This is a genomic window from Pseudomonas sp. J452 (assembly GCF_024666525.1).
In the GTDB taxonomy this organism is placed as follows: domain Bacteria; phylum Pseudomonadota; class Gammaproteobacteria; order Pseudomonadales; family Pseudomonadaceae; genus Aquipseudomonas.
The window spans coordinates 1682108-1706471 of the sequence record NZ_CP088294.1 but is presented as its reverse complement, the minus strand read 5'-3'; the positions used below and the strand labels follow the sequence as shown (position 1 = coordinate 1706471).

20 protein-coding genes and 1 pseudogene are annotated in these 24364 nt (G+C 66.6%); 18 read left to right on the top strand and 3 right to left on the bottom strand.

The features are described 5' to 3' along the window. Nucleotides 1–3: 3 nt before the first annotated feature. From LRS11_RS07700 to LRS11_RS07615, 18 genes and pseudogenes are all read left to right on the top strand, one after another. Nucleotides 4–267 carry an acyl carrier protein gene (locus LRS11_RS07700; protein WP_260496269.1) on the top strand — a complete coding sequence of 88 codons (264 nt, stop codon included), beginning with the start codon at nt 4–6 and terminating at the stop codon, nt 265–267. A 2-nt stretch (nt 268–269) separates the two neighbouring features. Next, nucleotides 270–815 carry a hypothetical protein gene (locus LRS11_RS07695; RefSeq protein WP_260496268.1) on the top strand — a complete coding sequence of 182 codons (546 nt, stop codon included), beginning with the start codon at nt 270–272 and terminating at the stop codon, nt 813–815. Further along, nucleotides 812–2480 (top strand): annotated as a pseudogene (locus tag LRS11_RS07690) (AMP-binding protein). Before LRS11_RS07695 ends, LRS11_RS07690 begins: the two are co-directional and overlap by 4 nt. Next, a complete protein-coding gene (locus LRS11_RS07685) occupies nt 2473–3207 on the top strand; it encodes a glycosyltransferase family 2 protein (protein ID WP_260496267.1) in 735 nt (244 codons plus the stop codon). The pseudogene LRS11_RS07690 and the gene LRS11_RS07685 overlap by 8 nt, the downstream one beginning before the upstream one ends. Further along, nucleotides 3204–4148, top strand: a complete 945-nt coding sequence (locus LRS11_RS07680) for a glycosyl transferase (protein ID WP_260496266.1) — start codon at nt 3204–3206, stop codon at nt 4146–4148. The genes LRS11_RS07685 and LRS11_RS07680 overlap by 4 nt, the downstream gene beginning before the upstream one ends. Next, on the top strand, nt 4129–5670 hold the full coding sequence (gene hutH, locus LRS11_RS07675; RefSeq protein ID WP_260496265.1) for a histidine ammonia-lyase: 1542 nt from the start codon (nt 4129–4131) through the stop codon (nt 5668–5670). The genes LRS11_RS07680 and hutH overlap by 20 nt, the downstream gene beginning before the upstream one ends. Nucleotides 5671–5780: 110 nt before the next feature. After that, nucleotides 5781–6206 (top strand): thioesterase family protein, encoded by a 426-nt coding sequence (locus LRS11_RS07670; RefSeq protein WP_260496264.1) that lies wholly within the window; start codon nt 5781–5783, stop codon nt 6204–6206. A gap of 950 nt (nt 6207–7156) precedes the next feature. Next, complete coding sequence (locus LRS11_RS07665; RefSeq protein WP_409519791.1) at nt 7157–7792, top strand: outer membrane lipoprotein carrier protein LolA; 636 nt, start codon at nt 7157–7159, stop codon at nt 7790–7792. Next, entirely contained in the window at nt 7782–10124 is a 2343-nt protein-coding gene (locus tag LRS11_RS07660) for an MMPL family transporter (protein ID WP_260496263.1), read from the top strand. Before LRS11_RS07665 ends, LRS11_RS07660 begins: the two co-directional genes overlap by 11 nt. Beyond that, nucleotides 10121–11278, top strand: coding sequence for a sodium:proton antiporter (locus LRS11_RS07655; protein ID WP_260496262.1), 1158 nt, complete (start codon nt 10121–10123; stop codon nt 11276–11278). The genes LRS11_RS07660 and LRS11_RS07655 overlap by 4 nt, the downstream gene beginning before the upstream one ends. Next, nucleotides 11265–12512, top strand: coding sequence for an NAD(P)/FAD-dependent oxidoreductase (locus LRS11_RS07650; RefSeq protein ID WP_260496261.1), 1248 nt, complete (start codon nt 11265–11267; stop codon nt 12510–12512). Before LRS11_RS07655 ends, LRS11_RS07650 begins: the two co-directional genes overlap by 14 nt. Before the next feature lie 7 nt (nt 12513–12519). Then, nucleotides 12520–13023 carry a DUF3261 domain-containing protein gene (locus tag LRS11_RS07645; protein WP_260496260.1) on the top strand — a complete coding sequence of 168 codons (504 nt, stop codon included), beginning with the start codon at nt 12520–12522 and terminating at the stop codon, nt 13021–13023. Next, nucleotides 13023–14219, top strand: coding sequence for a beta-ketoacyl-[acyl-carrier-protein] synthase family protein (locus LRS11_RS07640; RefSeq protein WP_260496259.1), 1197 nt, complete (start codon nt 13023–13025; stop codon nt 14217–14219). Before LRS11_RS07645 ends, LRS11_RS07640 begins: the two co-directional genes overlap by 1 nt. After that, nucleotides 14216–14680, top strand: a complete 465-nt coding sequence (locus LRS11_RS07635) for a hotdog family protein (RefSeq protein WP_260496258.1) — start codon at nt 14216–14218, stop codon at nt 14678–14680. Before LRS11_RS07640 ends, LRS11_RS07635 begins: the two co-directional genes overlap by 4 nt. After that, a complete protein-coding gene (gene fabG, locus LRS11_RS07630) occupies nt 14677–15405 on the top strand; it encodes a 3-oxoacyl-ACP reductase FabG (protein WP_260496257.1) in 729 nt (242 codons plus the stop codon). The genes LRS11_RS07635 and fabG overlap by 4 nt, the downstream gene beginning before the upstream one ends. Next, nucleotides 15405–16640 carry a beta-ketoacyl-ACP synthase gene (locus LRS11_RS07625; RefSeq protein WP_260496256.1) on the top strand — a complete coding sequence of 412 codons (1236 nt, stop codon included), beginning with the start codon at nt 15405–15407 and terminating at the stop codon, nt 16638–16640. Before fabG ends, LRS11_RS07625 begins: the two co-directional genes overlap by 1 nt. Nucleotides 16641–16867: 227 nt before the next feature. Further along, complete coding sequence (locus tag LRS11_RS07620; protein WP_260496255.1) at nt 16868–17317, top strand: excinuclease; 450 nt, start codon at nt 16868–16870, stop codon at nt 17315–17317. A gap of 158 nt (nt 17318–17475) precedes the next feature. After that, nucleotides 17476–17934 carry an Sbal_3080 family lipoprotein gene (locus tag LRS11_RS07615; RefSeq protein WP_260496254.1) on the top strand — a complete coding sequence of 153 codons (459 nt, stop codon included), beginning with the start codon at nt 17476–17478 and terminating at the stop codon, nt 17932–17934. A 657-nt stretch (nt 17935–18591) separates the two neighbouring features. Here the strand turns inward: LRS11_RS07615 and LRS11_RS07610 are convergent. Genes LRS11_RS07610 through LRS11_RS07600 form a run of 3 tightly spaced genes read right to left on the bottom strand, consistent with a single transcriptional unit; the run spans nt 18592 to nt 24362 of the window. Then, the gene (locus LRS11_RS07610; protein ID WP_260496253.1) at nt 18592–22980 is read right to left on the bottom strand and encodes a DUF6701 domain-containing protein; all 4389 of its coding nucleotides are present in this window, start codon (nt 22978–22980) and stop codon (nt 18592–18594) included. A gap of 4 nt (nt 22981–22984) precedes the next feature. Beyond that, nucleotides 22985–23386 carry a pilus assembly protein MshP gene (locus tag LRS11_RS07605; RefSeq protein WP_260496252.1) on the bottom strand — a complete coding sequence of 134 codons (402 nt, stop codon included), beginning with the start codon at nt 23384–23386 and terminating at the stop codon, nt 22985–22987. Beyond that, the gene (locus LRS11_RS07600; protein WP_260496878.1) at nt 23367–24362 is read right to left on the bottom strand and encodes a type II secretion system protein; all 996 of its coding nucleotides are present in this window, start codon (nt 24360–24362) and stop codon (nt 23367–23369) included. The genes LRS11_RS07605 and LRS11_RS07600 overlap by 20 nt, the downstream gene beginning before the upstream one ends. Nucleotides 24363–24364: the final 2 nt, after the last annotated feature.

Below are 24364 nucleotides of genomic sequence, written 5' to 3'. Positions count from 1 at the left end.
GTGATGCAAAGCCGTGAAGAGATTTTCGTCACCCTGCAGGACGCTCTGGTCGAGCTGTTCGAGCTGGACGCCGAGCGCGTGACCCTGGACGCCAACCTGTACCAGGACCTGGAAATCGACAGCATCGACGCCGTCGACCTGATCGACCATATCAAGCGCCAGACCGGCAAGAAGATCGCCGCCGAAGAGTTCAAGGCCGTGCGCACCGTCGGCGACGTGGTCGAGGCCGTGTACCAGGTGGTTAACGCCACGCCGGCGCAAGACTGAACATGAGTAAATTGCTTGGCCTGCTGCTGGTGGTAGCGGGGTTGCTCTATCCGTTTGCCGTGTATTTCGGCATGGAGCACCTGTCACCGCGCGTGTTCGCCCTGCTGCTCGGCGGCCTATGGCTGGCGCGCGCCCTGGTGCAACGCGGCAAGCCGGGCAACCGCTGGATGGCCGGCGTGGCCCTGGGCTTCTGCCTGCTGCTCGGCCTGGCCGGCGAGGCGGAGCTGCTGCGCTGGTACCCGGTGCTGCTCAACGGCCTGCTGCTGGCGCTGTTCGGCCTCAGCCTGAAGTTCGGCCCGCCGCTGATCGAGCGCCTGGCGCGCCTCAGCGAACCCGACCTACCCGACGTGGCGGTGCGCTACACGCGTAGCGTGACCCAGGTGTGGGCGCTGTTCTTTCTGGCCAACGGCCTGGTGGTGATCGCCCTCAACCTGTGGGCACCGCTGAGCTGGTGGACCCTGTATACCGGGCTGATCGCCTACGGCCTGATGGGCCTGCTGTTTGCCGGTGAGTGGCTGGTGCGCCAGCGTGTAAGGAGACAGGCATGACCTGGTTGCCCCTTGGCAATCTATTGCTGGAGGCTCAGCCGAGCCGTCCGGTAACGCCGGACATGGCGCATGCGGAACTGCGCCAGCGTGCCCTGGCCCTGGCCGGCGCTCTGCAGGCGCGTGGCGTGCGCCGCCTGGCCCTGCACATCGAAGATGCCGGCGAGCTGGCCATCGCCCTGCTCGGCGCCTGGCGAGCTGGCGTGCAGGTGCTGCTGCCGGCCGATGCGCAGGCGCAGACCCGCGAGCGCCTGGGCGCCCAGGTCGAGCTGTGGCTGGACAACCTGGACGACGCTGCGCTGGACGGCGCACCACTGCCCGCTGCTGCCCTCGATCTCGACCAGTGCCGCCTGACCCTGTGCACCTCCGGCTCCAGCGGCGAACCCAAGCTGATCGACAAATCCCTGCGCCAGCTGGCCAATGAAGTGGACGCCCTGGAGCAGCAGTGGGGGGGCCGAGCTCGGCGCTGCCACCATTCTTGGCAGCGTCGCCGCCCAGCATATCTACGGCCTGCTGTTCCGCGTGCTCTGGCCGCTGTGCGCCGGCCGCCCATTCCTGCGCCGCGCCCAGCCGTTCCCCGAGGATCTGCAGCGCGAGAGCCTGGCAATTGCCACTGGTTTCGCCTGGGTGGCCAGTCCTGCGCTATTAAAAAGAATGGGCGACAACCTCGACTGGCCGGCCCTGCGCCAGGTGCGCCGGGTGTTTTCCTCCGGAGGCGCCCTGCCGGCCGAGACCGCCACCGAGCTGCACGGCTTGCTCGGCCAGTGGCCGACGGAAATCTACGGCAGCTCGGAAACCGGCGGCATCGCCTGGCGCCAGGGCTTTGATCCGTGGACGCCATTTGCCGGCATCGAGCTGGGGCAGAACGCCGACGGCGCGCTCAACCTGAGCTCGCCCTACCTGCCGGCCGGGCAGCGCGAACAGACCGCCGACGCGGTGGAGATCGGCGCCGATGGCCGCTTTGTGCTGCGTGGGCGCCTGGACCGCATCGTCAAACTGGAAGAAAAGCGCATCTCCCTGCCCATGCTGGAGCAGGCCCTGCTCAGCCACGCCTGGGTCGCCGACGCGCGCCTGGGAGTGATCCAGCAGGGCCGCGCCTACCTCGGCGCGCTGCTCGCCCTCAGCCCGGCCGGCCTGCACGCCCTGCGCAACCAGGGACGCAAGACCCTCACCGAAACCCTGCGCCGGCACCTGGCCGGGCACTGCGAAGCGCTGGCCCTGCCACGCCGCTGGCGCCTGCTCGCCGAGCTGCCCTACAGCAGCCAGGGCAAGCTGGCCCAGGCCGAAGTCGAACGCCTGCTCACCGCCGAGCGGCCGACCCGCGTGGCGCCACGCTCGGCTGTCGAGCAAGACGGCGAGTGGCAGCTGGAGCTGGACATACCGCCGGACCTCGCGCACTTCACCGGCCACTTCCCGCAGACCCCGGTGCTGCCCGGCGTGGTCCAGGTCGACTGGGCCCAGCAACTGGCCCGCGAGTTGATTGCCGACCTGCCACCGCGCTTCTGCGGCATGGAAGTACTGAAGTTCCAGCAGCTGGTACGCCCCGGCGACCGCCTGCAACTGAGCCTGCGCTTCGACGCCGAGCGCGGCAAACTGTACTTCGCCTATCGCAACGGCGAGGCGGCCTGCTCCTCGGGTCGCATCCTGCTGGAGGCCGCCGGTGCATAAAGCTTGTGCGGTGATTCCGGTGTACAACCACGAGCATGCGCTACCCGTGGTGGTCGCCGCCCTGCGCGACGCCGGTCTGCCCTGCGTGCTGGTCGACGATGCCTCCAGCGCTGAATGCGCGGCCGTCATGGATCAGTTGGCCGAGCAGGCCGACACCTTTCTGCTGCGCCTGGCGGTCAACCAGGGCAAGGGCGGCGCGGTGATGGCCGGCCTGCGCGAGGCGCAGCGCCTGGGCTTCAGCCACGCGCTGCAGGTCGACGCCGATGGCCAGCACGACCTCAGCGATGTCGCCGGTTTTCTCGCCGAATCCCGCGTCCACCCGCAGGCGCTGGTCTGCGGCTATCCGCTGTACGATGCCAGCGTGCCGAAAACCCGCCTGTACGCGCGCTACCTGACCCACGTCTGGGTGTGGATCAACAGCCTGTCGCTGGCGATCCGCGACTCCATGTGCGGCTTTCGCGTCTACCCGCTGCCCGCCACCCTGGCGCTGATCGACAGTTGCCAGCTGGGCCGGCGCATGGATTTCGACACCGAGATCCTGGTGCGCCTGGCCTGGCGCAACCAGCCGATGCGCTGGCTGCCGACCCAGGTGCACTACCCGCTGGACGGTCTCTCGCACTTCCGCCTGTTCCACGACAACGCGCTGATCTCGAAGATGCACGCCAAGCTGTTCTTCGGCATGTTGCTGCGCGCCCCGGCGATTCTCTGGCGGCGGTGGCAGGCATGAGCCAGCAACCGGCAGCCCACTGGGCCGGCCAGCGCGAGCGTGGCAGCTATGCGCTGATGAAGCTCACCGCGGTGCTGGCGCGCCTGCTCGGCCGGCGCCTGATCAGCCCGCTGATCTACGCCATCGTCCTGTATTTCTTCGTCTTCGGCGCCCAGGCGCGCCGCAGCATCTGGCAGTACCAGAGCCACCTCGCCACCTGGAGCGGCCGCGACGAGCTGCGCCCGAGCTGGCGCCGGGTGTTCCGCCAGTTCATGAGCTTCGCCGACACCCTGCTCGACAAGCTCGATGTATGGAACGGCAAGCTCGGCCTGCAGCAGATCACCCTGGTCGACCCGCACGACCTGCGCGGCCAGCTGCATCGCCAGGAGCGCGGGCAGATGCTGGTCGGCGCGCACCTGGGCAACCTCGAGGTCTGTCGCGCCCTGGCCGAACTCGGCGAGCATGTGACGATGAACGTGCTGGTGCACACCAAGCACGCCGAACAGTTCAACCGCCTACTCGGCGAGGCCGGCGCCAGTCACCTGCGCCTGATCCAGGTCAGCGAACTGGACCCGGCGATCATGCTGCAATTGTCCGAGCGCCTGGAGCGCGGCGAGTGGCTGGCGATCGCCGGCGACCGCGTGCCGCTGCACGGCGGGCGCAACGTCAACGTGGACTTCCTCGGCCAGTCCGCCGCCTTCCCGCAAGGGCCGTGGCTGCTGGCCGGACTGCTGCACTGTGCGGTCAACCTGCTCAACTGCCTGAAGATCGACGGCCGCTACCAGGTGATCATCGAGCCGTTCGCCGCGCGCATCGAGTGGAAGCGCAGCGAGCGCGAGGCGGTCATCCGTCAGTGGGCACAACGCTATGCCGAGCGCCTGGGCCAACGCTGCCTGGACGCGCCGTTGCAATGGTTCAACTTTTATCCGTTCTGGAATGCACATGACGACACATCAGCCTGACCCGGTGATCTTCGGCGAAGCCCACCTGTCCATCGAGCAGGTCGTGGCCCTGTCCCAGCGCCAGGCCCGCGCACAGCTGCAGAACGACGCCGCCTACCGCGAGAAGATCGCCAAGGGCGCGCGCTTCCTCGACACCCTGCTGGACAAGGAAGGCGTGATCTACGGCGTCACCACCGGCTATGGCGACTCCTGCGTGGTGGCCGTGCCGCTGCATCAGGTCGAGGCCCTGCCCAAGCACCTGTTCACCTTCCACGGCTGCGGTCTGGGCAAGCTGCTCGATCCGGCCAGCACCCGCGCCGTGCTGGCCGCGCGCCTGCAGTCGCTGTGCTATGGCATCTCCGGGGTACGGGTGGAGCTGTTGGAGCGCCTGCAGGCATTCCTCGAGCACGACGTGCTGCCGCTGATTCCGGAAGAAGGCTCGGTCGGCGCCAGCGGCGATCTGACCCCGTTGTCCTACGTCGCCGCCACCCTCAGTGGCGAACGTGAAGTGCTATACCAGGGCGAGCGTCGCAGCGCCGCCGAAGTACACAACGAACTGGGCTGGACGCCGCTGACCCTGCGCCCCAAGGAAGCCCTGGCGCTGATGAACGGCACCGCGGTGATGACCGCCCTGGCCTGCCTGGCGTTCTCCCGCGCCGACTACCTGCTCAAGCTGGCCACCCGTATCACCGCGCTCAACGTGGTGGCGCTGGAGGGCAATCCGGAACACTTCGACGAGCGCCTGTTCGCCGCCAAGCCGCACCCGGGGCAGATGCAGGTCGCCGCCTGGCTGCGCCAGGACCTCGCCATCGACGCGCCGACCGCGCCGCTGCACCGCCTGCAGGACCGCTACTCGCTGCGCTGCGCACCGCATGTGCTCGGCGTGCTGGCCGACAGCCTGGGCCTGCTGCGCCAGTTCATCGAGACCGAACTGAACAGCGCCAACGACAACCCGCTGATCGACGCCGAAGCCGAACGCGTGCTGCACGGCGGGCACTTCTACGGCGGGCATATCGCCTTCGCCATGGACAGCCTGAAGAACCTGGTGGGCAACGTCGCCGACCTGCTCGACCGCCAGCTCGCCCTGCTGGTCGACGTGCGCTACAACCACGGCCTGCCGAGCAACCTGTCCGGCGCGCCGAGCGTCACCGCGATGATCAACCACGGCTTCAAGGCCGTGCAGATCGGCACCAGCGCCTGGACCGCCGAAGCCTTGAAGAACACCATGCCGGCCAGCGTGTTCTCGCGTTCCACCGAATGCCACAACCAGGACAAGGTGAGCATGGGCACCATCGCCGCCCGCGACGCCCTGCGCAGCCTGGAACTGAGCGAACAGGTCGCCGCCGCCACCCTGCTGGCCGCCAATCAAGGCGTCTGGCTGCGCCAGCGCGATGGCAAGATCGATATCCCCGCCCCCGTTGCCGCCATGCGCGAACAGCTGGCCGCCGACTTCCCCCCAGTGATCGAGGATCGCGCCCTGGAAGGCGAGCTGCGCCTGTGCCTGGAGCGCATCCGTGCCCAGCACTGGAGGCTGTATGCGTAAGCAGCGGTCCCTCTATGTAGGAGCCAGCTTGCTGGCGATGCCCTTGTGCCAGCCCGGATCGCCAGCAAGCTGGCTCCTACAACAGCGCAATGCGCCTGGAGTGACTGCCCATGCGTAAGGAAGGCGTGCTGCAGGCCCAGATCGAACTGGCAGTACCCTTCTTCGACGTCGACATGCTGGACGTGGTCTGGCACGGCCACTACGTCAAGTACTTCGAGGAAGCGCGCTGCGCCCTGCTCGACAAGCTCGGCCACAACTATCGGCAGATGCGCGACGCCGGCTACGCCTGGCCGGTGATCGACCTGCAGCTGCGTTACATCCGCGGCGCCCAGTTCGGCCAGAAGATCATCGTGCGCGCCGACCTGGTCGAGTGGGAAAACCGCCTGAAGATCCACTACCTGATCACCGACGCCACCACGGGTGAACGCATGACCCGCGGCAGCAGCGTGCAGGTAGCGGTGGAGATCGCCACGCGGGAGATGCTGCTGGCTTCGCCCAGAGTGTTTGTCGAAGCAGTCGAGCGGGTGCTGGCGTGAACTCAGTTTTGGCCACTTTCCTGCGCTGCCTGGGCGACCTGTTTCGCCCTGCCGGGCGAGTTCGGCCTGCTGAACTGTGCTCGGCTGTTTTTCTGCGCTTGCTGAACGCTCTGTTTCGCCCCGCCGGGCGAGTCCTTGACTCGCTGCACTCGCCCTTCGGGTCAGCCTTCGGCTGTTACTCCGCTTCGCTCCGTTTCTCTTTGCGCGCGCAAAGAGAAAGTAACCAAAGAGAAAGCGCGCCCCACATCCGGCCCTGGCTGCGCCAGGGTTCCCTCGCTCCATCCATGCTCCAGGGGCACGCCGCGAAGGGCCATCCCTGGCCCATCGCGGCTCTCGCGGCATCCATGCCGCTCAACCCCTTACGCACGGATTCCACTCGGCCTCCTGAGGGGACCCCGTTTCCCGGCCCGCTCCACTGGAATCACATAACAGGCAGTGGCTGGCTTGAGGTCTGTACCCATCTTGTAGCCCGGATGAAATCCGGGAACGAAGCTTTCCTGAACCACCTTTCCCGGATTCCATCCGGGCTACGACGTCTCAACCTGCACGGCCTGCCCCCTCTCCCATTTATGGGAGAGGGCTGGGGAGAGGGGCGCCTTCGCGAGCAGAACTCGCTCCTACAGACAGCCCGCGGGTTTCACCCGCCCTACGCAACTTGCGCAATCTGTAAACCAGCCATCCATACCGCAAGCCAACTGGCGCCTGCCCGCCCGGCACAAGAGTCGGTGCCGGGATCAGTCCCGTCAGGAGGCCGAGCAGAATCCGTGCGTAAGGGGTTGAGCGGCATGGATGCCGCGAGAGCCGCGATGGGCCAGGGATGGCCCTTCGCGGCGGGCCCCTGGAGCGATGATGGCGCGAGGGAAGTCTCGCGCAGCGAGACCCGCATGTCGGGCGTGCTTTCTCTTTGGTTACTTTCTCTTTGCACGAGCAAAGAGAAAGTGACTCGCCCGGTGGGGCGAAACCAAAGCCATCAGCCAACTTCGATAATCAGCCAAACCCTAAAAGCCCTGTGCCTGCTCCTTGCAACCCAGACACAGACCGCCCACGCCTTCGACCTAACCGAACTGGGCGCCCAACTGGCCAAACCCGCCGTAGTCCGTGGCCCGTTCATCCAGGAAAAACACCTGCGCGCCCTGCCCCAGCCGCTGACCAGCCAGGGCGAGTTCGTCCTCAGCCGCGACGCCGGCCTGCTCTGGCAGCTGCGCAGTCCGCTGACCCAGGACTACCGCATCGACGCCGCCGGCATCGCCCGCCGCACACCTCAAGGCTGGCAACTGCAACCCGGTCAGGACGTCGCCGCCCAGCAGAGCCGGCTGTTCCTCGCCGTACTCAAGGGCGACCACAGCGGTCTGGCTCGCGACTTCGAGCTGCAGCTGAGCGGCAGCAGCGCGGCCTGGCAACTGACCCTGATCCCGCATTCGCTGCTGCTCAAGCAGATATTCAGCAGCATCCGCATCGACGGCGGGGCCCTGGTCGAACGCATCGAACTGCACGAGACCCAGGGCGATCGCACGCTCATGCGCATGCCGCAGAGCCAGGCGGGCGATGCCCTCAGCGCGCAGGAGCAAGACGCCTTTGCACGCTAAGCCCTTCGCCGCCCAGCGCAGCCTGCCGCGCCTGTTCAGCATCGCCCTGCTGGCGCTGCTGGTGCTGGCCGTCTGGCAGTGGCGCAACGGCCCGCCGGTGGCGGCGAGCATGCTCGCCCTGCTGCCCAAGGGCGCCGGCGACGCACTGGTGCAGCAGGCCGAACAGCGCATGCAGGAGCCGCTGAATCGCGACCTGCTGTTGCTGGTCGGCCATCCGCAGCGCCAGCAGGCGATTGCCCTGGTCCAGCGGCTCGGCCAGCAGTGGCAGGCCAGCCAGCGCTTCGAGCGGGTGCAATGGAGCCTGGACAGCGACCTGGCCGTGCTGCGCCAGCAACTGCGCGACAACCGCCTGGCCCTGCTGCCGGCGGTGGATCGCCAGTTGCTGATCGAGCAGCCGGAGGTCTTTATCCAGCAACGCAGCGCCCAGCTGTTCGATACCTTCGCCGGCTTCAACCTGCTGCCGCCCGAGCAGGACTGGCTGGGTATCGGCACCCGAGCCCAGCAAGTGCTGAACCCGAACAGCCGCATCCAGGCCGACCTCGGCAGCGGCGCCCTGCTGCTGGAAGAACCGGGCATGACCTGGGCCGTGCTGCGCGTGCGCACCCTGGGCAGCGCCTTCGACATGCAGGCACCCCCGGCGATTGCCGCCAGCGTGGCGGCGGCGCGCGCCGAGGTGACGGCCGCCGGCGGTCAGCTGCTGGCCGCCGGCGGCGTGCTGTATGCCGCCGCTGGCCAGGCCAAGGCCACCCGCGAAGTCAGCTGGATCGGCGGGGGCGCCACCCTCGGCACCCTGCTGCTGTTGCTGCTGGCCTTCCGCCGCCCGCGCGTGCTGGTCAGCCTGCTGCCGATAGGCGTAGCGCTAATTGCCGGCTGCACCGCCTGCGTGCTGGTGTTCGGCCAGATCAACGTGCTGACCCTGGTGCTCGGCGCCAGCCTGATCGGCGTGGCCGCCGACTACCCGCAGCACTACCTGAGCAAGAGCTGGGGCAGCGCCGACTGGACCAGCTGGGGCGCCCTGCGCGCCACCCTGCCGGGGCTGACCCTGAGCCTGGGCACCAACCTGGTCGGCTACCTGGCGCTAGCCTTCACCCCCTTCCCGGCGCTGACCCAGATCGCCCTGTTCTCCGCCGCCGGGCTGATCGGCGCCTACCTCTGCTCGGTGTGCCTGCTGCCGGCCTGGCTGAATGGCCTGCGCCTGCGTCCGCCGCCCAGCTTGCTGGGTTTCAGCAGCGCGCTGCTGGCCTTGCGCGCGCGCCTGCTGGGTCGCGTCGGCAGCCTGCCGCTGCTGGCCCTGTTGCTGCTGTTCTGCGCCGGTGGCCTGGGGCAATTGCACACGCAGAACGATATCCGCCAGTGGCTGGGGCAGCAGCCGCAACTGCTCGCCGAGGCCAAGCGCATCGGCGAGCTGACCGGGCAGCAACCCACCAGCCAGTTCTTCCTGGTGCGCGCCAGCGACGAAGCGCAGCTGCTCGAACGCCAGGCCGCCCTCGCCCAGCGCCTCGACCAGGCCGTGGCCGCCGGCCGGTTGCGCGGTTACCGCGCGCTCAGCCAGCTGGTCGCCGCCGACAGCCAGCGCCAGCCGCTGCGCGACGCCCTGCAACGCCTGCCCCAGCACTGGCAGCCGCTGCTGGCCATGGGCATCCCGCCTGCCGCACTGCAGGCGGAGCTGAACGAATTGACTGAGGGCGCGCCACCCAGCCTCGACCAGGCCCTGGCCGGCCCGCTGGGCGAAGCCTGGCGGCCGCTGTGGCTGGGCGCCAACGCCGAGGGTGTGGCCGGCCTGGTCAGCCTGCAGGGCCAGGCCGACAGCGCCCTGCTGCACAGCCTCGGCGCGGACCTGCCCGGCGTGCAGCTGGTCGACCGCCTCGGCGAGCTGAACGGCCTGTTCAGCGCCACCCAGCTGAGCGCCGCGCAGCTCAAGCTGGTCGCCAGTGCCGCGATCCTCTTGCTGCTGTGCCTGCCCTTCGGCCTGGCCGGCGCCCTGCGCGTGGTCTGCCTGCCGCTGCTGGCCGCCCTCGCCGCCCTGGCCGGGCTCGGCTGGCTGGGCCAGCCGCTGACCCTGTTCAGCCTGTTCGGCCTGCTGCTGATCACCGCCATCGGGGTCGACTACGCCATCCTGATGCGCGAGAACATTGGCGGACCGGCGGTCAGCCTGCTCGGCACCCTGCTCTCGGCGCTGACCAGTTGGCTGTCGTTCGGCCTGCTGCTGGTCAGCGACACCCCGGCCATCGCCAACTTCGGCCTGGCGATCAGCCTCGGCCTGCTGTTCTGCTTTATCCTCGCGCCCTGGGCCGGCACCCGTGAGCCCCAGGCCAAGGCGGTGCCGGCATGAGCATCGCGCTGTTCTGGCTCGGCCTGCTCGGCCTGTTCGCCGCCGCCACCTGGCTGGGCAGCCGCCTGCGCCTGATCCCGATTGTCAGCCAGTTGCTGCTGGCCACCCTCGGCCTGCCGCTGCTGATGCTGTGGAGCACGCCCCTGGGTTTCGGCGCCAGCGAGCTGCTCGCCGCCGACTGGCTCAAGCCGCTGTACGGCGTGGCCTTCACCCTGCTGCTGGGGCATATCCTCAGCGATGTGATCGATCTCGACCTGCAGGCCGACAGCGTGAAGATCGCCCTGCCCAGTTTCTTCCTGCCGTTCTTCTGCGGCCTGGCCTGTGCGCTGTGGCTGCTGCCGGCGCAGAGCCTGCTGGGCAGCATCGCCGTCGGCCTGCTGTTCGCCCTGACCGCCATCCCGGTGCTGTTCCTCTACCTGCAGCACCTGCGCTACCCCGCCGCACGCATCCGCCAATTGCTGCAGGCGGCGATCCTCATGGACCTGCTGTGCTGGCTGATCTTCGGCCTGGCCCAGGGCAGCAGCCAGCCGGCCACCCTGCTCTGGCCGCTGCTGGCTGCCAGCCTGCCGCTGCTGTTCAAGCTGCTGCCGTGCCGTTCGGCGCGCTTCAACGGCCTGTGTTTCCTGGTGCTGCTGCTGGTCATGCAACAGCTCAAACTGAATGCCCTGGTGTTCGGCATCGCCTACCTGCTGTGCAGCGCCGCGCTGCGTGTACCGCTGCGCCTGCCGCTGCCAAGCAGCGTGTTCGCCGCCCTGCAGACCTGGCTGGCAGTGCCGCTGATCCTGGCTTACGGTCTGCTGCAGATCGACTGGCAGAATGCCTGGCTGGGCTATTCCTGGCTGCAGTTCGGCGCGCTGTTGCTGCTGCCGATCGCCAGCAAGCTGCTGGGCAACTGGCTGGGTCTGAGCTGGGCCGCCGGGCGCCTGGCACCGAGCCCCGGACAGTGGCGCGAGAGCGTGCTGCTGAACACCCGCGGCCTGACCGAAATCGTTTTCCTCAACCTGCTGCTGCAGCAGCAGGTGATCAGTACCCAGCTGTACTTTGCCCTGATGCTGATGGGCCTGATCTCCACCTTGCTGCCGGCCTTCACCGGCGCCTACCCTCGTCCTGCCACCACGACCCATGAGGCAAGAAGCCACTATGAACACTCCTGAACTCGAACAACGCCAGGTCGTGGTAATCGGCGCCGGCCCCTCCGGTGCGATCGCCGCCGCCCTGCTCAAGCGCAACGGCCACGACGTGCTGGTGCTGGAGCGCCAGCGCTTCCCGCGCTTCTCCATCGGCGAGAGCCTGCTGTCGCACTGCCTGGACTTCGTCGAAGAAGCCGGAATGCTCGACGCGGTCCAGGCCGCCGGTTTCCAGACCAAGCACGGCGCGGCCTTCGCCTGGGGCGAGCGCTACACCGAGTTCGACTTCCGCGACAAGTTCACCGAGGGCAAGGGCTCCACCTACCAGGTGCTGCGCGCCAGCTTCGACAAGGTGCTGGCCGATGACGCCGAGCGCCAGGGCGTGGAAATCCGCTACGAGGAAGAGATCACTGCCGTCGACTTCAGCGGCGCCTGCCCGCGCCTGACCGTGCGCCGCCTGGCCGATGGCGGCGAGTATCAGGTCGAGTGCGCCTTCGTCCTCGACGGCAGCGGCTACGGCCGCGTGCTGCCGCGCCTGCTCGACCTCGACACCCCGTCCAACATGCCGATGCGCCGCGCCCTGTTCACCCATGTTGAGGACCGCATCGCCGCCGACGCCGGCTTCGACCGCGAGAAGATCCTCATAACCACCCACCCGACCCTGCGCGACGTGTGGTTCTGGACCATCCCGTTCAGCAACGGCCGCTGCTCGCTGGGCGTGGTCGCCGAAGCCGGGCGCTACAAGGGCTATCCCGAGGACATGGAAGCCTGCCTGCGCCAGTTCGTCGCGGAAACGCCGTCGCTCGGCAACGTCCTGCAGAACGCCGTGTGGGACACTCCGGTGCGCGAGCTGAAAGGCTACTCGGCCAACGTCAAGAGCCTGCACGGCCCGGGCTTCGCCCTGCTGGGCAACGCCGCCGAATTCCTCGATCCGGTGTTCAGCTCCGGGGTGACCATCGCCATGCGCTCGGCGAGCATGGCCGCCGGCCTGCTGCACCGCCAGCTGAGCGGCGAGGCGGTGGACTGGGAGCAGGACTTCGCCATCCCGCTGAAACGCGGCGTCGACACCTTCCGCGCCTATGTCGAGGGCTGGTACGACGGCAGCTTCCAGGACGTGATCTATTACGAGAAGGCCCAGCCGGAAATCCGCCGGATGATCTGCTCGATCCTCGCCGGCTACGCCTGGGACCTGAACAACCCCTATGTCGCCGAGCCCAAGCGCCGCCTTGGCGTGCTCGCCGAAATCTGTGCGATGAACTGAGCCGGACATGCCCTTGCTGCGCTGCTCCTTCGTCCTCCTGCTCGGCCTGCTGCTCGGCGCCTGCGCCAGCCGCACGCCGCTGCCGGCGGTCGCGCCTAGCCTGAGCCTGCCGCTGTCGCTGCATATCCAGCGCGCGCAGGCCGGGGCCAGCGCGGACTGGCTGCTGGTGGTGCAGGCAGAGGGCACCGCGCTGCGCTGGTCGCTGTTCGACCCGCTCGGCGTGCCGCTGGCGCGCCAGTTGCTGGACCACGGCCAGTGGCGCAATGACGGCTTGCTGCCGCCCAATGCCGAGGCCCGCGAGCTGTTCGCCGCCCTGCTGTTCGCTTTGACGCCGAGCGCCGAGCTGGCGCAGCGCTACCCGCAAGGCGACTGGCAACTGGCCGGCGCTGACCAGCGCCGCCTCGATCCAGACTGGCGGATCGACTACCGCACGCCACTGCACTTCACCCTGAACACCCCGCCCGACCTGCACTACCGGGTCGCGCCGCTGCAACCGGAAGCACAGCCTTGATGCCCAGTTACCTCAACGCCCTCGGCCTGCTCTGCGCCCTCGGCCAGGGCAAGCAAGCCGTGGCACGTGCACTGTTGGCCGGCGATGCCAGCGGCATGCGCGCCGAGCCCGGCTGGGTCGCCGAACGCGAGCTGACCGTCGGCGCCGTGCGTGGCGAACTGCCCGCACTGCCCGACCTGGGGCTGCCGCCGAGCCGCAACAACCAGCTGCTGCTGGCCGCCGCCCTGCAGATCGAAGCGCCGCTGCGCGAGGCCATCGCCCGCTATGGCGCCAGCCGCGTCGGCGTGGTGCTCGGCACCAGCACCTCGGGCATCGCCGAAGCCAGCCAGAGCATCGCCCAGTACTACAACCAGGGCGCGCTGCCGGCGCACTACCACTATGCCCAGCAAGAGCTGGTCGCCCCGGCCAGCTTCCTCGCCACCTGGCTGGGCCTGGACGGCCCGTGCTACAGCATCTCCACCGCCTGCACCTCCAGCGCCCGCGCCCTGCTCAGCGCCCATCGCCTGCTGCAACAGGGGCTGTGCGATGCGGTGATCTGCGGCGGCGTGGACAGCCTCTGTCGGCTGACCCTGAACGGCTTCTCGGCGCTCGAAGCGGTGTCCGCCGAGCCGTGCAACCCCTTCTCGCGCAACCGCCACGGCATCAATATCGGCGAGGGTGCGGCGCTCTTCCTCATGACCAAGGAGTCGGCCCCGATCGCCTTCTTTGGCGGCGGCGCCAGCTCCGACGCCCACCATATTTCCGCGCCGCACCCGCAAGGCCTCGGCGCCCAGGCAGCGATGCGCCAGGCGCTGCGCAGTGCCGGCCTGGCGGCCAGCGACATCGACTACCTCAACCTGCATGGCACGGCCACCACGCACAACGACGCCATGGAAAGCCTGGCCACCGCGGCGATCTTCCCGGCCGGGGTGCCCTGCTCCTCGAGCAAGCCGCTGACCGGGCACACCCTCGGCGCCGCCGGGGCGCTGGAAGCGGCGTTCTGCTGGCTGAGCCTGAGCGAGTACAACCCGGACGCGCTGTTGCCGCCGCACCTGTGGGACGGCCAGGGCGAGCCCGAACTGCCGGCCCTGCAGCTGGTCACGCCCGGCACCCGTCTGAACAAGGCCAGCGGCCGCCGGCTGATGAGCAACTCCTTCGCCTTCGGCGGCAGCAATGTCAGCCTGATCCTCGGCGATGCACCAGGAGAGACGCCATGAGCCACTGGCCGATCGCCGAGCTGCTCCCGCATGCCGGCAACATGATCCTCATCGACGAAGTGCTGCGCTTCGGCGACGACGACGTCGAGACCCGCCTGAGCGTGCGCCCCGGCGGCCTGTTCAACCAGGCCGACGGCAGCCTGCCGGCCTGGGTCGGCATCGAGCTGATGGCGCAAAGCGTGGCCGCCTACGCCGGCTGCCAGGCGCGCCAGGCCGGGCTGCCGGTGGAGCTGGGCTTTCTCCTCGGCACGCGCAAGTACGAGTGCAACGTCGAGTGCTTCCCGGCAGGCAGCACGCTGCATATCCAGGCCACCCGCACCCTGCAGGACGACAACGGCATGGGTGTGTTCGAATGCCGCCTGAGCGGCCCCGGCATCGAGGTTTTCGCCCGCCTCAACGTATTCCGCCCACCGCAGGTGGCCAGTTATCTTCAGGAAGAATTTCAGGAACCCCAGTCATGAGCGAAACCATTCTGGTCACCGGCTCCAGCCGCGGCATCGGCCGGGCCATCGCCCTGCGCCTGGCGCGTGCAGGCTACGACCTCGTGCTGCACTGCCGCTCGCGCCGCGATGAGGCCGAGGCGGTGCAGGCGCAGATCGCCGAACTGGGCCGGCAGGCGCGCATCCTGCAGTTCGACGTATCCGATCGCGCCGCCTGCCGCGAGGCGCTGGAAGCGGACGTCGAGCAGCACGGCGCCTACTACGGCGTGGTGTGCAACGCCGGGCTGACCCGCGACGGCGCCTTCCCGGCACTCACCGAGGACGACTGGGACCAGGTGCTGCGCACCAACCTGGACGGTTTCTACAATGTCCTGCACCCGCTTTGCATGCCGATGATCCGTCGGCGCAAGGCCGGGCGCATCGTCTGCATCACCTCGGTTTCCGGGCTGATCGGCAACCGCGGCCAGGTCAACTACAGCGCCTCCAAGGCCGGCGTGATCGGCGCGGCCAAGGCCCTGGCGATCGAGCTGGGCAAGCGCAAGATCACGGTCAACTGCGTGGCGCCGGGGCTGATCGACACCGAAATCCTCGACGAGCAGGTGCCGGTGGAGGAAATCCTCAAGATGGTGCCGGCGGCGCGCATGGGTACCCCGGAAGAAGTCGCCGGCGCGGTGAATTTCCTGATGTCCGAGGAGGCGGCGTACATTACCCGCCAGGTCCTCGCGGTGAATGGTGGATTGTGCTGATGAACGGATGTAAACGGGTTGTAGTCACCGGCATGGCCGGGGTGACCTCGCTGGGCAGCGACTGGCCGACGATTGAGGCTAACTTCAAGGCCGGCAAGAGCGGCATCCGCTACATGCATGAGTGGGACCGCTTCGGCGAGCTGAACACCCGCCTCGGCGGCCCGGTGGACGACTTCGTGCAGCCCAAGCACTGGACGCGCAAGCAGACCCGCAGCATGGGCCGGGTGTCCAAGCTGGCGGTGTACGCCGCCGAACGGGCCCTGGAGCACGCCGGCCTGCTGGGCGATCCGTGCATCAGCGACGGGCGTATGGGCGTAGCCTGCGGCTCGTCCACCGGCAGCACCGACGAGGTCAAGGCGTTCGGCAATATGCTGCTCAATTCCGTCGCGGATGGCCTCAACGCCAACTCCTATATCCGCATGATGCCGCACACCACGGCAGCCAATATCAGCATCTTCTTCGGCCTCAAGGGCCGTCTGATCCCTACCTCCAGCGCCTGCACCAGCGGCAGCCAGGGCATCGGCTACGCCTACGAGGCGATCAAGTTCGGCCGCCTGCAGATGATGGTGGCCGGCGGCGCCGAAGAGCTGTGCCCGACCGAAGCCATGGTGTTCGACGCGCTGTATGCCACCAGCCTGAAAAACGACACCCCGCACCTGTCGCCGCGCCCCTATGACAGCGGCCGCGATGGCCTGGTGATCGGCGAGGGCGCCGGCATCCTGGTGCTGGAGGAGCTGGAACATGCGCTGGCGCGTGGCGCCACCATCCATGCCGAGATCGTCGGCTTCGGCTGCAACTCCGACGGCATCCACGCGACCAAACCGGAACAGGCGACCATGCGCGGCGCCATGGAACTGGCCCTGGCCGATGCCGGCCTGCCGCCCAGCGCCATCGGTTACGTCAACGGCCACGGCACCGCCACCGCCCAGGGCGACGTGGCCGAGAGCCTGGCCACCCACAGCCTGTTCGGCCCGCGCATGCCGATCAGCTCGCAGAAGAGCTTCTTCGGCCACACCCTGGGCGCGTGCGGCGCGCTGGAGTCCTGGTTCAGCATCGAGATGATGAACGCCGACAGCTACGTCTACACCCTCAACCTGGACCACCTCGACCCGGAGTGCGCCGAGCTGGACTACCTGCGCAGCGAGTTCCGCCAGATGAGCAACCAGTACGTGATGAACAACAACTTCGCCTTTGGCGGGGTGAATACTTCGCTGATTTTCAAGCGCTGGAGCTGAGAACCTGTTGAGGATCGCGGAAACGCCCCTCTCCCCAACCCTCTCCCGTGAACGGGAGAGGGGGCAGAAGCGCTGCGCATCTGCCTCTACGCGCCGCTCAAGCGATGCAAGAAAGACTGTAAACAGGCACTAAGACGCTCGGATTCATTACAACTACAATCGCTGGGTCAACAAAGCCACACCTTGCGCAGAACCCGCTTTAACCACGCCTCATCAAGGAGAGAAGCATGAAAACCATGAAGAACTGGACCCTGGCCGCCCTGCTGTGTGCTGCTACCCTGCCGAGCGTCAGCCAGGCCCGCGACACCACCCTGTTCCCGGACTTCCAGGCCGCCGTGCAGGAAGCCACTGCCGCCGGCCGCCTGGATGGCAGCGTGAAGTTCTACCTGGCCGGCACCCAGCCTGCGGGCAAGGTCAACGTGATCAAGTCGGGCGTGACCACCAGCAAGAAGACCAACGCCTTCAACAAGAGCGACGAAGGTGCCTGCTCCTGGGCCCTGCAATCGGCACTGATCACCTTCCAGAACGCCGCCAAGGCCGCCGGCGCCAATGCCGTGGTCAACCTGGCCAGCAACTACAAGAACGTCGAGTACAAAAACGCGCAGAACTACGAATGCCACGCCGGCGCGATCATGGCCGGCGTTGCGCTCAAGGGTGACCTGGCGAGCGTCAAGTAAGCCGCGCGGCGGCCCACTCGGCCATCCCGCCCCAGCCCGCATCACCCGGCACGGCCGTACGTGACGCGGGCTTCGTTTTAGCCGGCAACGCCCAGGCGTTGCCACTGGCGCAGCGGCCGTTCGGCGGCATGTCAGGTGATCACCCGAGGAAGCTGCACATGCCCGCCCCGTTCCTGTACCGCCCCCGCCTGCTCTTGCTGCTGGCCCTGATCGGCCTGAGCAGCGCCTGTACGGTGATTCGCGTCGAACCCCTGAAAACCCCGAGCGCCTCGATGTGCATCCAGGAGAACCCGGCGGTGCAGGTCGACGACTTCCTCAACGTGGTGGAGCGTGGCTTCGCCCGCCATGGCATCAGTACCCGCCGTATCCAGCAGCCAACCGATGGCAGTTGCCCGATGGTGCTCACCTACACGGCACGCCGCTCCTGGTCGGTGGTAACTTATCTGTCGCTGGCCGAGCTGAGCATCCGCGACCCTCAGGGCCAGTTGCTGGCCAGCGCCTACTACCGCTTCCGCGGCCGCGGCATGCTGGCAGTCAAGAAGTACCAGAGTACGGAAACCAAGATGACCCCGGTGATCGACCAGTTGCTGGCCGAGGTTCCCAGCGCCACGCCGTAACCCAAAAGGGCCGCAGACAGACTGTGTGAAACCTGGCCATCTGAGGCCGAGCTAAAACAATGCCCGTATCGATTGATACGGGCATTGTCGTTTATGGCTTAGAACCTGTTCACGATCTTTTGGACTAGAGCCAGACAAGGCAAAAACAGGCGAGGAAGCGGAGTTTACGAGCTGTAAATGAGCATTCCGAGCCTGTTTTTAACGCGGTATGGCCGACGGCCAGAAGATCGTGGACAGGTTCTTACATCCAGGGCGTGGCACGGGACCAGGTGGGAGAGGGAGCAAAGCGATTGAGTGGACGGCCTGTTAACGCCTGCGCGAACTGTGCCACGGCTGATTCTGGGCCGGCCACGAGACCTGCCGTAGCGGTTGCAGCCACAAACACCCCAACCGCGACCAATGCGCCAGAGCAATGCACCTGCATCAGCCCGGTGCACGCTCACAGCCCAACGGCCACCCGGCACGCCCTTCAGCGGCCCCGCCAGAAACCGCTGAAACCCAGCATTCACAAGGCCTGCAGCCAGCGTAATAAAACTGGCACACAGTCTGCATAGACTCTAGCAATCCCAGTTTTGGGGACCTTGGTACAGGCAGGCCGGGGATTCCCCTCTTTTACAAGCCCAACAAAAAGGCCACCTTCACAGGTGGCCTTTTTGCTTACTGGCGGTACAACTCGCGGCGGAAGATCAGCGGAGCGGCGCCCTTGTAGATGCCGAAGGTGGCAAGGCCGCGCGCCGCCGAGCGGGTCGCACCGTCCCAGGGATACTGCAACCAGCTCGGCGCAGATGGAAAGCTGACCTGTACCGAGCCGTCGTTGCCACTGCCCGGAGCGCTCAGCAACAGCGCGTGAGCCGCAGGATCGAGCGGCCAGCTCAGGCTTGGCGTGGTTTCGCCCGCCGCCAGGCTACCGCTGTACTGATCCAGCAGCGGTGCTGCCAGGGCTGTGGCAGTGGTGCAGGTATCCAGCCCCTCAAGCTGGAAACTACCGCCAGCCATGTTCTGCCAGCTTTCCAGGATCACCGGCAGGCTCAGGCTCTGTAGCTCCGAACCATGAGCATTGCCTATGCGCAGGCGGCCCAGGCGCACTTCACTGCCCGGTTCATCGGCAAAGTCATAGGCAAAGTCCTGACAGGTCGCCCCGTTGCCGTGGCAGGCACCGTCCGGATCGGTCAGGGCCGCGGCCACGAAGCTCTGCTGAATGCGGGCGATAAAGGGATAGTCAGCGCTGCTTGGCAGCACGGCCGGGGTATATAGCAGCTGTTCATCGCTCCAGCGATAGCTGCGCGCGCCATCGCCGTCACCTGCTTCCTCCACCAGCAAACTGGCAGTGCCCTGGCTGGCAAGGCGGGCATCGAGACCACTAGTTCCGGTCACCGAGCTGTAACTGCCAACCCCAGGCGCAGCCAGGCGCCAGAAATCGCCGCGGTCGTAGTTCATGGTGACGTCGCCACCCCGGTTGTAGCCGGTAATCGTCAGCGTCGGCTCATGGCCAGTGGCGAAGTCCATTGGCTGCCCCTGATAGCTGAACGCACTGCCACAGCTCGGTGTCAGGCTGGCGTCGCCTGCAGCGCCGAGAAAAGCTGGGATGAAGCGCCCGACCAACCCGCTGGTACCGCCACTGACCGTCTCGCCGAAATAGCTGGCGGTTGGGGTGGCGCTAAGATGAAACACGCCAACCTCGGAGATGGCCGTACCAACGGTTGTCTGGCTACCCAGCAGATGGTCATAGTCGCCTGGGGTCAGGCCGCCGGCAACACCGTCACTCGGTGCCGCAACGGTGCTGGTGAGCGTGATGTCCCCCAACTGGAAGTTGGGTGTTACCAGGTTATCGTCCAGGGCAGCAGCCGTCAGCGCCTCGCCATCGCTCTGCCAGGCCACCGCGCTGATGCGCAGGCTGAATGCATCACCTGCGCGTATGCCACCCGGATACAGCGGGCAGTCGACATCGGCTGTACAGCTACTGTCCGTGTTGGTCTCAAGCAGCAAACCATAAGGTTTGCTGACAAACTGATCGTCGTCGCTCAACTGCAGATTTGCATCACCAGTGCCCACGCTGCCGCTATAGCTGGAATACAGGGTCATCAACCCGGCATCGTCATAGCGCACCGTTAGCGGAGCCGTACCGGTGCTGTCGAAGTTCAGATTGAGGTTCACCGGCGTTGCGCGAACATCGCTAGCGTTGACCACCACCGGCTGGGTACCGCTGGTGGGGTTGGCGTAGACCGAGGTGAAGCTGACGCTACGGGTGACATTGGCGAAAGCCGGCACGCACTGCAGGGCGTCGTCCGACTTGCGCACCGCGCTGATGGTCGCTGGAGTCGGCTTGGCCGCCAGCAGGTTGGGCACCTGCAGCAGCAGGCCGCTGTCGGCATAGCTGATCTGACAACCCGCGGTCGAGCAGACGGCCTGGCTGTTGGGTTTGGTCGTGGGTACCGAGGATTGCACGGCTAGCGCCACGCTACCGGCAGTTGGAACGCGCAACTGCGCCACCGCCGAGCCACCGCTGAAAGTGATGGTACTGCCGCTAACGGTGGCTGGCGCAGTGGCCGTCCAGTAATTGGCCGGGCTCATGGTGACGCTGACCGGGTTGGTATAGAGGCTGCTGCAGCTGCTGTTCAGGCAGGCACGAATGGTCACCGGCTGAGGGTTACAGGTCAGCGCGCTGGCCGTGTAGATGAACTCGAAGTGGTCGATCTGCTGGCCGACAGGATTGATATCGGTGGCACAGACCTGCAGGTCGTCCAGCTCGTGGATATTGGTCGAGCCGCCGGTGGAGCCGGTCAGCGACAGGTAGAAGTCACTGGGTAATGGGGCCTGGCTGTTGACCGCCGCCAGCACGTTGACCGCATTGAGGCCGGACAACACAACGAAACCAGCGCCGCTATCACGCTCCACGGTGACCCGTGCCTCGTTGCTGAAGCGCCCATCCATGGTGATGCGGTAGGTGTGCCCGGGTGCTGCCGTGGTGCTCGCCGCGCTGTCGACTCCGGGACTGAGATTGGCTGGGGTTCCGGCGATATAACGATAACCACTGGTTCCGCCAGTAGCGCTGGAGCCGCGGATGGCCACCGAGTCGGGGCGTTGCTGCTGCGGATTGCCCCCACCCTCGACGGAGAAGTTGCCGTACTCATCGACCCCCACCCCCAGCCAGCCGCCAGCAAAACCGGGGTTGGCCGCATCGCCACGAGTGCCGTAGCCCAGCGGGCCGCCGAAGGCGCCCGGCTGTGGCGTCACTGTGGCATCCGACAGCACCACAGCCACGCCATCGGCGCCGCTGCCGTTGTAGGCGTAATACTTGAACTGCACCTGGATATAGTTGCCCGCCGCCGGAAACAAGCGCTGCAGGGTGGATGAGGTCGACACGTTGCCCTGGTTGCTGGTCAGGCGCATGCGCTGGCCACTGACCGTAGGCGTGAACGACGTGGCACCGCGACTGGCCACCGCCCAATCGTCGCCCAGGCTGCCATCATCGAAGCTGTCGCTGAAGCACTGCAGGTTCAGGGCGCACTGGTGCCGCTCCGCCACCAGCGCGCTGATCTCCGCCTCACTCAGCGCACCGTTGTAGATGCGCAACTCATCCAGCTCGCCATTGAAATAGCGGCCCGTTGCGCCCTGGTCTGCGCCGAGTTGCAGGGGGTCGCCATTGGCCAGCGGAGTACCACTGAAGCTGGCCTGACCGGCCAAGCTGCCGTTGATATAGATGCGTTGGTCGCCCGACACATAACGGATCAGTACATGACTCCACTGCCCCACCGGCAACGCCGTGGTGCTGTTGAACTGGTTAGTGGAGCCGGCTGTGGTCTGCCACCACCAGTTGATGGTGCCGCTGGGATTGAGATGGAACTCGTAGTTCTCATCCTTGGACAGGATGCTCATCAACCCCGAGGCCGGTAGCGTGCGCGGCTTGACCCACAGGCCAATGGTGAAACTACCCTGCAGGTCGAGCAGATTGTTGTCGGCGCGCTGCACGTACTGGCTGGACGTGCTGCTGAACGCGCCATAGCCGCAGGTGCCCTGGGCGTTCACTTGCGGCAGGGCCGGCGCGCTGTTGGCTGTACTGGCGCTATTCAGTACCGTGCCATTGAGAGCATTGCTGGTGCTGTCGAGCACCTCGCCGGCTGCGCCGGTCCAACTGGCCTCATCCAGCGACCAGCTAAGAATCTTGCTGGTGACTGCACAACTCCCGTTCGGTGCCACGTAGGTGACTCGGGCATTGGTATTCAGGGAAATATTTTCTGCGGTCAGAGCACCGAATACATAGCTCGGGCTGTCCAGAGTAATGCCGTCATTCGAGCCTGCGCTGAACGCGCTGTAGACATAGCCACTGAGCGTGGCCTGATTGTTCAGGATGACGCGGTCGTAGGCATATAAATAGAGATTGCCAGCCACCCCTGCGCTATTGATGGCCGGCGAATTGACCAGCGAAGACGATGACAGTGTCAGGCTGTCACGCACAAAGAGGCGCACCTGACCGCTGCCCTGTACCTGAATCTGCGACTGGAAACCGGTGGTCAGCGAGCCGACCCAGTAATCCCCGGGCGCCAGGTTGAGACGACTGCTCGAGCTCAGAACCAACTGCTCAATATAGAAGGCCTGCCCACCACTATTGATGGTCAGCTGCGCCTCGGTACCCAGGTTGATGCTGCTGTACTGGTTGCTGCCATTGCCCGCCAGGCTGCTGGTCTGCTGGTAACCCAGCGCAACCGTGGCCGTGAAGCCGGCCGTGGAGGGAAAACTGCCAGGATCCTGGGTCGGTGCCGCAGTCGTGGTATTGGCCGTGCAATTGTCCGCACTGGCGCTCGGGCCGCAGGTGCCGACGGTCGAGCCCGAGTTGCGGTTGACTCGCTTGGCGTTCAGCACCTTGTCAGGGCTGCCCAGCAGTTGCGCGTTGTAACCGAAGTCGATGGTGCCGCGACTGGCAGCATTACCGCTGTACTGGCTCTGCAGGCCATCGGGAAAATTGCTGGCACAGCTGCCAACCACTGCCTCGGCCGCCGTCGAAAGCAGCAGGAGGGCCCAGGGGATCAGGCGACAGACCATGTGCATCGGCTCAGCGCTCCACTACGGCAGTCAGGCGGCGGTAGGCATAGTCGGCACCGCCAGTGGTGCCGTACTCGGCAGTAGCGGTGAGTTCATAGAACTGCACCGTCTGGTTTTCTTCGGCAACAGTCACGGCAGTCGTCGGGGTGCAGGCCACACTGATGGAGAACTCGGACAGGGAAAAGCTGCTGGTGCAGGGCTGGCCATTGACGGCCCGGCTAATCCCCCACTCCAGCCCGGCCTGCGCCGCCTGATAGGCCCGCGCCTGCTGGATCGCCAGACTGTTGGTGCTGTTCTGGGTCACGGCCAGACGCGCCATGGTGGCGATTACCGCGGCAATGATGATGATCACGAACATCGCCGCGACCAGGCCGAAGCCCGTCTGGCGCGAGTCAGGGCGCATTGTCGACATGGACCTGTTGCAACAGCATGATTTCCTCGCCCTTACGCTTCACCCCCAGCCGCAGGGTGATCAGGCCGCCGCGGGCATTGGTGCCCGGATCGTAGGTGAAAGTACAGGTGGATACACCATCCACCAACAGGGAACTGTTTGCCGCGCTGTAGCTGTAACTACTGGCAAGGCTGGAGAAGCTGGCGCGACGAATCACCCCGGTGCCATCCCCCGTGGCAGCATCGGTGCCGGGGTTGTCGCAGCGATAGCCCAACACTTCCCTGGCCAGATAGAAGCGATGCTGCGGCGAGGCGAACTTGAAGCGAAAGCCAGGGGCTGCAACACCGCTCAAGGTCAGCACACCACTGTTCAGGGCGAAGCCCACGCCATTGGGCGTAATCACCGCAGGCGTGGCCGATGAGCTGGTGTTGAACGGTGGCCAGACCGAATCGCCAGGCGTACTGGCGCCGATGTTGTACAGCACCATCCAGCGCGCAGCAGCCACACGGCTTGCATCGATACCTGGACTGAGTACGTCAATCTCACAGGCAGCAGGTGCTGCCGGGCAAAGCGGCGGATCGTTGCGCGCTACGCCACCGGCCAGGTTGGCGCGGTAGCGTCCAGCCTCATGGATGGCCAGCAACTCGAAGGTTTGTCCATCCGGCGTACGCAGCGTGTTTGGCACCGCCAGGCGCACATCGCGCGCCATGCGATTGAGCGCCCCGGCGGCCAGGTCGACCAGCTCTGCACGCCGACTCTGATCGACAAAGCTCTGCAGCGGGTTTGACATTACCGTGCTGATCAGCACCGCCACCACCCCGGCCAGGGCAATCACCATCACCAGCTCGACCAGGGTGAAGCCGCGAACGGCGCGAGGACGAAAGGCTGAGGATTTAGCAGCAAACGCAGCACTTGTAGGAGCGAGCTCTGCTCGCGAAGCGGTGGCGCGGGACCATTCGCGAGCAGAGCTCGCTCCTACACAAGCAGGCGCGTACATCA